A 7759-nucleotide genomic window follows, 5' to 3' on the forward strand; every position below is an offset into this window, starting at 1 on the left:
CCGAGACCAGGGCCGCCGTGACCGCCAGCACCGCGGCCACGGCGGCCAGCGGTCTGCGGCGGACCGGCTTCGCGCTCATCATGTTTCGGCGTTCGATCATCATCGGGCGCCCGCCATGCCGCCGGCGCCGGTCTCCGGCGCGCCCTTCGGGATCTTGTAGCCGCCCACCGGGATCGCGTCGGTCGCCGCGATGCCGCCGGGGATGCCGGTGCTCGCGCCGACCGGAATCGTCATGCCGTTCACCACATCCGCGCCCGCGGCCGCGCCACCGGAGACGGTCAGGTCGACGCCGCCCAGGCCACCGCCCTGCGCCTCACCACCGATATTGGTGTTACCGCCGACCTGCACACCGCCGTTGGCATTACCACCGGTCTGCACACCACCACCGATCTGCACGCCACCATTGGCATTACCGCCGGTCTGCACGCCCCCACCGATCTGCACGCCACCATTGGCATTGCCACCGGTCTGCACACCGCCACCGACGTCCAGGCCGCCATTGGCATTACCACCCGTCTGCACACCGCCACCGACGTCCAGGCCGCCATTGGCATTACCACCCGTCTGCACGCCCCCACCGACGTCCAGGCCGCCATTGGCATTACCACCGGTCTGCACACCGCCACCGATATCGAGGCCGCCATTGGCATTACCGCCCGTCTGGACGCCACCGCCGACATCCACACCGCCGCCCGCGTTTCCGCCGACCTGCGTATTGCCGCCGACCTGGACACCGCCATTGGCATTCCCACCGGCCTGCGTGTTGCCGCCGACCTGCACGCCGCCATTGGCATTGCCACCGGCCTGCGTGTTGCCGCCGACCTGCACGCCGCCATTGGCGTCTCCGCCGACGTGGGCGCCGGTGTTCACGTCGACGCCGAGTCCGCCCGGGCCGACATTGACATCGACGCCGAGGCCGAGGCCCGGGGCGGGCGCGGTGGTCGTGGGGTCAGCGGTGGCTGACGGCGCGCAGAGAGCTACGGCCGCGGCGATGACCACGGCAGCCGGGAATGTCCTTGCCGACATTGATGTATTCGCTTCCAGACGTCGTTATTCGATTGCCTTGCCGTCGAATCACGCGGGCCGGGCGTTACCGACTGGTCGGCCTGGAAGCTGAGAACTAGCGACAATTAGGGGGTCCCGAGACCGGACGACTGCGCAACCCCCTAACGGACATTCAGCGCAAACCGGTGAAATCCCCTAATACCCTGTGAAATTGATCCGAATCACACCCGGTCGACCGCGGCCTGCCGCGTCGCCCCGGTACCGATAGCTGCGAGGTGCTCCGAGCCGTGGATCACATCGGTGAAGGCACGGGCGACGGTGTCGCCCTCCAACTCCTGCTCACAGCGCCGCGCCAGCTCGTGCCGGTCGGTGTCCGGAAGCAGCTGCGGGCGCAGGGTGATCTCGGCGACCACGCCCTTGGACCGCAGCACCCGCCGGAACGAGTCCGCCAGCGAGTCCACGCCGACGAAGCCGGGGACCGTGGACAGTTCGCCCGCGGCGTTCACATACTGCAGCCGCAGCGGCTGCACCGGCGCACCGGAATCGATGGCCGCCTGGAACAGCGCGGGCCGCAACGTGCCGTGCGCGCGACCGCACCAGGTGGTGCCCTCGGGGAAGAAGCAGACGCGGTCCCCGGCCGAGAGCCGGGCCGCCATGGTCCCGATCACCGACGGCAGCTGGCGCAGCCGTTCCCGATCGATCGGGATGACCCGCACCTTCTTGGCCACGTCGCCGAGCGCGGGCCACTCCACCAGGTCGGCGCGGGCCACGAAGCCCATGGGCTCCACCGCGGTCAGCGCGAGGATGTCGGTCCAGCCGATGTGGCGGGCCACCACCAGGACCCCGCCGTCACGCCGGTCCTCCGCGGCGCGCTCATCGGTGATCCGAACCCGAATTCCGCAGCAGGCCAATAGGGCTCGCGCATAGCGGCGCTGCAGACCGGTGCGGCGGCGGCGTGGCGTGGCGACATGCGCGATCGGGAAACTCAGCAGCACCCCCGCGATGCCGAGCACGCGCGCGGCGACCCGCAGCGTGCCCGCCTCAGCGGGAGAGCCGACACACGAAGCGCCGCACGGGCTGTGGGGCATCCAGGAGTGGGCGGTGGGCTCGGCCGGCGGGCACGAGAGCGCACCGGCCTCCGGGGAGAGCAGAACGGGCATCATGGGATATCACCGGGCATCCAGGCTGTTGGCCGCGCCCTGCAGGCGCTCCAGGTAGCGGGTGTTGATGGTCTCGAGGCCGAGCAGCGCGACGAAGTCGGCCACCGCGAACTCCGGGTCGTGGGCCGGCTCGCCGCAGATCTCCGCGCCCAGGCGTAGGTAGCCGCTCAGCAGCGGCGGCAGCTTCGGACGGGCCGGGGCCGCCAGCTCGTCCAGGCCGCGGCCGTCCACCACGACCGGGTTGTACGGGCGCACATGGCGTTCCGCGTCCAGCGCGTGCTTGCGCAGCAACAGATCGCGCACACCGCGCACGTTCACGCCGGGCTCGTCCTCGGGCGTCATTCGCATGGGGACCGAGACGCAGCCCATCACCCAGTCGTAGCCGGTGAGCTGGATGTAGTGCAGGATCCCCGCCCACATCAGGGTGAGCACCGAGCCGTTGCGGTGGTCGGGGACCACACAGGCGCGGCCCATCTCGACGATCCGGTGGCCGACGGGATCCAGTGCGGCCAAATCGAATTCGGTGGCGGTGTAGTAGCCGTCGGCGGCGGTCACCTTGTCCGGGGGCAGCATGCGGTAGCAGCCGACGAACTGGTCGGTGAGCTCGTCGCGCACCAGCAGGTGATCGCAGTGGTCGTCGAAACGGTCGGCGTCCAGGCCGGTTCCGTTGTCGGGGATGGTGAACCCCGGCTCATTGGCGAACACCTGGTAGCGCAGGCGCTGCGCGGCCTCACGATGCTCGGCATCGGAGGAGACGACCAGGGAGTACTGGGACCGTCCGGTGGTGCGGGGCGGTTCCGGGGCGGGCTTCGACGCGGCTGCCAGCAGGCTGGAATTCGACGCTGCCATCGTGGTCATAGCCTTGATCAAGCCAGTCCCAGACTGCGTCGGAGCGTCCGCCGGATTACCTGTCGATGCCAGTCCGGTGAACGCGACGCAGACCGCACCGGGAGTTCATCGAAGCGCCTCTGAACGTTCCCTACCAGGACAAACGCTCGTATCCCTAATGGGTACCGGCGGGTAGGAAACCCGTTGCCGCGGGCCCGGAACCGGGCGGCGAGCACTCGGCGGCGCGGAAGAGGCCAGCCTACGCCACCGTCGGTGACGCTTGCATCCCGGGGGTCCAGTTCCGGACCGGATGCGGGTCAGTTCCGGAAGAGGAGGGCGGCGTCACCGAATTCGTGCCACAGATAACCGGAATCGAGCGCGGCGCGGTACGCCTCGCGGACCGCGTCCCCGCCCGCCACCGCTTCCAGCAGATGCAGATGCGAGGCGCCCGGGGCGTGCCACCCGGTGATCAGCCCGTCCACCACCCGCGCCGGGCGGTCGGCGCACAGCACCAGATCGGTCCACCCGGCCATCGGGAGGACCCGGCCGTCGACGGTGGCGGCCGATTCGAGCGCCCGCGTCACCGTGGTCCCGACCGCCACCACCCGCCGCCCCGCTTGCCGAGTGGCCTCGACCAGCCGCGCGGTCATCTCCGGCACCTCGAACCGCTCCGGACTGGGCGGCTCCCCGGTCTCCGGCGAGGACACGCCCGTGTGCAGGGTGATCGGGGCCAGCCCGATACCGCCCGCGATCAGACCCGTCACCAGCGCCTCGCTGAAAGGCCGTCCCGCACTGGGCATTTCGGCGCTACCCGGAACCGTCCCGAAGACCGTCCGGTAGTAGGACGCCGACCAGCGCTCGGCCACATAGGAATAGGTGATCGGTCTGCCGTGCCGGGCGAGCATCGTGCGGACGTCGATATCGATGCCGCGGGGCGCCGCGGCCACCTCGGCGACCCACAGCCGATCCCCGTCCGGCAGCCACGGGACACGCATCGTGGCGACCTGACCACCCGGAAGCGCAAGGCGCGCACCGGCTTCCACGGACGCCCCACGCCACGGGACACCCGCCGGGTCGCGCAGCTCCACCACCCAGGCGCCGTCGTCCAGCCAGGTCGAGAAGTGCAGGACCGCCGACGCACCGCCGTACTCGACGTCCACGGCCGCGGTGATCATCGCGGAGTTGTTGAACACCACCAGATCCCCCGGCCGCAGGAAGGACGGCAGCTCCCGGAACCGCGCGTGGGTGAGCGACGGGACGTCGGACACCAGCAGGCGCACCTCGTCGCGGGCCAGGCCACGCGCCTCCGGTGGAGCGGCAGCGGACAATTCGTCCGGCAGGACGAAATCGACGGCGGCCGATTCGAGGGCCACACCGCCACCGGGCGCCCGCGGCCCGTCCACCGCGCTCACGCCGATCGTCATGGCGCGACTCGCATGTCCGAGGCGAGGTAGCGGCCGCTCGGGGGGCGGGTTTCCAGGAGGTGCAGCAGGGCCGGGACAACGGTTTCCGGTTCGGGGCGGTCGGAGATGTCCTCGCCGGGGAAGGCCGCCTGGTGCATCTCGGTGCGCATGTCGCCGGGGTCGAAGCTGTAGATGCGCAGGGAGGGGTTCTCGGCGGCGAGGACATTGGTGAGCTGGTCCAGCGCCGCCTTGGACGCGCCGTAGCCGCCCCAGCCCTCGTAGCCGCCCACGGCCGCGTCGGAGCTGATATCCACCACGGTGCCGCCCGCGATGCGCAGGGCGGGCATGGTGAGTTGCAGGATCGCCAGGGGCGCGATCACATTCGTGTTCAGGACGGCCGCCAGCTCGTCGAGGGGGTACCGGTCCAGTCTCGGCAGCGGGCTGGGGCCCAGCGTGCCGGCGTTGTTGAGGAGCAGATCCAGTCGCCGCGATCCGACGGCCCGCGCGATGCGGTCCCGGACCTCGGGGTCGGCGACATCCCCCGCGATGGCGTGCGCACCGGTCGCGGCCCGCACTCGTTCGAGCCGATCCGCGCCGCGCGCGACGATGATCAGCTCCCAGTTCCGCTCGGCGAGCGCGAGCGCGACCGCCCGGCCGAAGCCCGCCGACGCCCCGGTGACCAGGGCCCTTCTCGTGTTCTCAGGCATACCGCCATCGTGAAACCTGAAGCGCTGTTCAGGTCAATGACTTTTCGCCCGCAGCGAAGAACCGGGGACACGGCGCATCGCTCCGACCCGTGCGGGCCGGAGCGATGGGCGGTGTCCTCGACGCGTCGGTCAGGCGTTCTCCCGCGCGAAACTGCGCGAGGCGACCAGGATCAGCAGCAGCGACACCGCCACCGTGACCGCGGTTCCCAGGTACACCTCGTGCGCCCCGAAGTCGCCGCGGAACAGCGCTCGCGCCGCGTCCACGGTGTGCGAGAACGGATTCACCTTCGCCAGGTTCTGCAACCAGGTCGGCCCCACCGTCATCGGCAGCAGGATGCCCGACAGCAGCATGACCGGCACCGACACCGAATTCAGCAGCGAGGCCAGGGTGTCCTCCGAACGCGCCCACAGGCCCAGCGCGTACGAGGCCGAAGCCAGACCCGCGCCCATGACCGCGATCAGCGCCAGCGACAGCACCAGTCCCAGCGGGTTCGGCCGCAGTCCGAAGGCCAGCGCGGCCACGCCGACCAGCACCAGCGCCTGCGCCACCAGCACCACCATGTCCTCGAGCACCCGGCCCAGCAGCAGCGCGCCGCGCGAGGCGGGCGTGACCCGCTGCCGCTCGACCACGCCCGCGCGCAGTTCGCCCACGATGCCGAAGCCGACGAACAACGCACCGAACAAACCGATCTGGATGACCAGGGCCGGGGTCAGGATCTTCCACGGGTCCGCGCCCGGGCCCAGCGCGGGCGCGATGCCCTTCACCAGCGGTCCGAACAGCACCAGGTAGATGATCGGCTGCATCAGGCCGATGATCACCCACACCGGATTGCGCAGGTTTGCCCGCAGCTGGGACCAGAAGATCAGCCCCGTGTCGCGCAGGAATGTCATGACCGGTCTCCTTCCCGGAGCGAACGCCCGGTGAGCGTGAGGAATACGTCGTCGAGGCTGGGCCGCTTGACGGTGAGCGAACCCGGCGTGATGCCGCGATCGCCGAGGGCGCGCAGCAGCGGAACCACCGCGGCGTCACCGTGTTCCACGGTCAGGTGCACGAGACTCCTTCCGGCGTGGCCGTTCTCGCGCCCCTCGGTGCGCAGCCGGGAGCGCAGGTCGAGTAGGTCCTGTGCGATGTCCATGGCCAGATCGGCACTGCCGGACTCGATTTCGAGGCTGATCACGTCACCGGAGATGCGGCGCTTGAGCTCGTCGGGCGTGCCCTCGGCGACGATGGTGCCGTGATCCATCACCAGGATGCGGTCGCACAGCGCGTCCGCCTCCTCCAGGTAGTGGGTGGTCAGCACGACCGTGGTGCCCTCATCGCGCAGCCGCCGGATGTGGTCCCACAGGTTGGCGCGGCTCTGCGGATCCAGGCCCGTGGTGGGTTCGTCGAGGTAGATGAGGGTGGGCTGATGGACCAGGCCCAGGGCGATATCCACCCGCCGGCGCTGACCGCCGGAGAGCTGACCGCACTTGAGCCGCTCCAGGCCGTCGAACTCCAGTGCCTTGGCCAGATCGGCCGTATTGCGCTCGGCCTCGGCCTTGGAGAGACCGAAAAGCCTGGCCTGCAGGATCAATTCGTCTTCGACCAGTTCGGTATCACCGGTCGATCCGCCCTGCGGCACGTACCCGATCCGGGAGCGGACGGTGCGCGCCTCGGTGCGCAGGTCCGCGCCGACCACGGTGGCCTCGCCCGCGCTGGGGGCGAGCAGGGTCGAGATCATGCGCAGGGTGGTGGTCTTGCCCGCGCCGTTGGGGCCGAGCAGACCGATGATCTCCCCGTAGCGCACGTCGAAGTCGATACCGGAGACCGCTTGCACGTCACCGGTTTTGGTCGCGAAGGTCCGGGCCAGCCCACGGACCCGGATCACCGGGTCGGCGGGTTCACCGCGAACGGGTGCTGTCGTATCCACACCACAACCGTAGAAACGACTTTTCAAATAGTCAAGCTTGACTATTAAAACTTGACTAATGCCTGCGCGGCCTCCGGCTACTTCACCGGCGGCGGCACCGGAGCCCCGCCCATGGTTCCCGACCAGGCATCCAGCTCACCGCTCTCGATCCGCCGCAGCGTCCGCCGCGACCACTCCAGATCCGCCCGCACATGCGCCGCCGCCAGATTCATCGCATCCGCCACGTGATGCGGCTCCGCCTCCCGCGGATCCCCGCTGCCCGCCAGAATCCGCGCCTCCTCCCGCTCCAGGAACACCAGCCGCGCCTCGAACTGGAGGATCCGGCTGCGCAACGCGGCCATCACGTCCTCCCTCGGCGCGTGCGGAAACAGCGCCACCGTCGCGAAATACGGATGCTTGAACCCCTCCGCCACGAAGAGCGACTCCCGCATCAGCTCTCCGAATTCCTTCTCCCCCTCCGCGGTCAGCCGATACGTCCGCCGCTCCGGGCGCGCACCCTCCTGCCCCACGTCCTCCACCGAGATGTACCCATCCCGCTCCAGGGTGTTCAACGCGCCGTACACCGAACCGGGCTTCACATTGGCCCAGTCGTCGGCATGCCAGGACAGCAATTCGCGGCGGACGTCGTAGCCGTGCACGGGTTGCAGCAGACGCACCACCGCCAGCACCAGCAATCGGGTTGTAGGAACAGCCATATTCGCAGGTTAACCCTCCCCACACGACAAACGAGCCGCCCGGTGGATCAC

General features: G+C 69.8%; 8 protein-coding genes. All 8 read right to left on the reverse strand.

The features are described from left to right. Nucleotides 1-99: 99 nt before the first annotated feature. The gene (locus ACFV4K_RS33340) at nucleotides 100-1026 is read right to left on the reverse strand and encodes a hypothetical protein (protein ID WP_379280282.1); all 927 of its coding nucleotides are present in this window, start codon (nucleotides 1024-1026) and stop codon (nucleotides 100-102) included. 200 nt (nucleotides 1027-1226) lie between these two features. Beyond that, nucleotides 1227-2168, reverse strand: coding sequence for a lysophospholipid acyltransferase family protein (locus tag ACFV4K_RS33345; protein WP_379280283.1), 942 nt, complete (start codon nucleotides 2166-2168; stop codon nucleotides 1227-1229). Between the two features lie 6 nt (nucleotides 2169-2174). Next, nucleotides 2175-3023: a GNAT family N-acetyltransferase gene (locus ACFV4K_RS33350; RefSeq protein WP_379280284.1), complete on the reverse strand. Its 849-nt coding sequence runs from the start codon at nucleotides 3021-3023 to the stop codon at nucleotides 2175-2177. 287 nt (nucleotides 3024-3310) lie between these two features. Beyond that, nucleotides 3311-4417 carry an S-adenosylmethionine:tRNA ribosyltransferase-isomerase gene (locus ACFV4K_RS33355; protein ID WP_379280285.1) on the reverse strand — a complete coding sequence of 369 codons (1107 nt, stop codon included), beginning with the start codon at nucleotides 4415-4417 and terminating at the stop codon, nucleotides 3311-3313. Beyond that, complete coding sequence (locus ACFV4K_RS33360; RefSeq protein ID WP_379280286.1) at nucleotides 4414-5103, reverse strand: SDR family NAD(P)-dependent oxidoreductase; 690 nt, start codon at nucleotides 5101-5103, stop codon at nucleotides 4414-4416. Before ACFV4K_RS33360 ends, ACFV4K_RS33355 begins: the two co-directional genes overlap by 4 nt. 129 nt (nucleotides 5104-5232) lie before the next feature. Beyond that, nucleotides 5233-5994, reverse strand: coding sequence for an ABC transporter permease (locus tag ACFV4K_RS33365; protein WP_379280287.1), 762 nt, complete (start codon nucleotides 5992-5994; stop codon nucleotides 5233-5235). Continuing rightward, a complete protein-coding gene (locus ACFV4K_RS33370; RefSeq protein ID WP_379280288.1) occupies nucleotides 5991-7013 on the reverse strand; it encodes an ATP-binding cassette domain-containing protein in 1023 nt (340 codons plus the stop codon). The genes ACFV4K_RS33365 and ACFV4K_RS33370 overlap by 4 nt, the downstream gene beginning before the upstream one ends. Nucleotides 7014-7090: 77 nt before the next feature. Beyond that, a complete protein-coding gene (locus tag ACFV4K_RS33375) occupies nucleotides 7091-7708 on the reverse strand; it encodes a PadR family transcriptional regulator (RefSeq protein WP_379280289.1) in 618 nt (205 codons plus the stop codon). Nucleotides 7709-7759 lie beyond the last annotated feature (51 nt).

Source organism: Nocardia sp. NPDC059764 (assembly GCF_042732555.1).
Lineage (GTDB): Bacteria > Actinomycetota > Actinomycetes > Mycobacteriales > Mycobacteriaceae > Nocardia.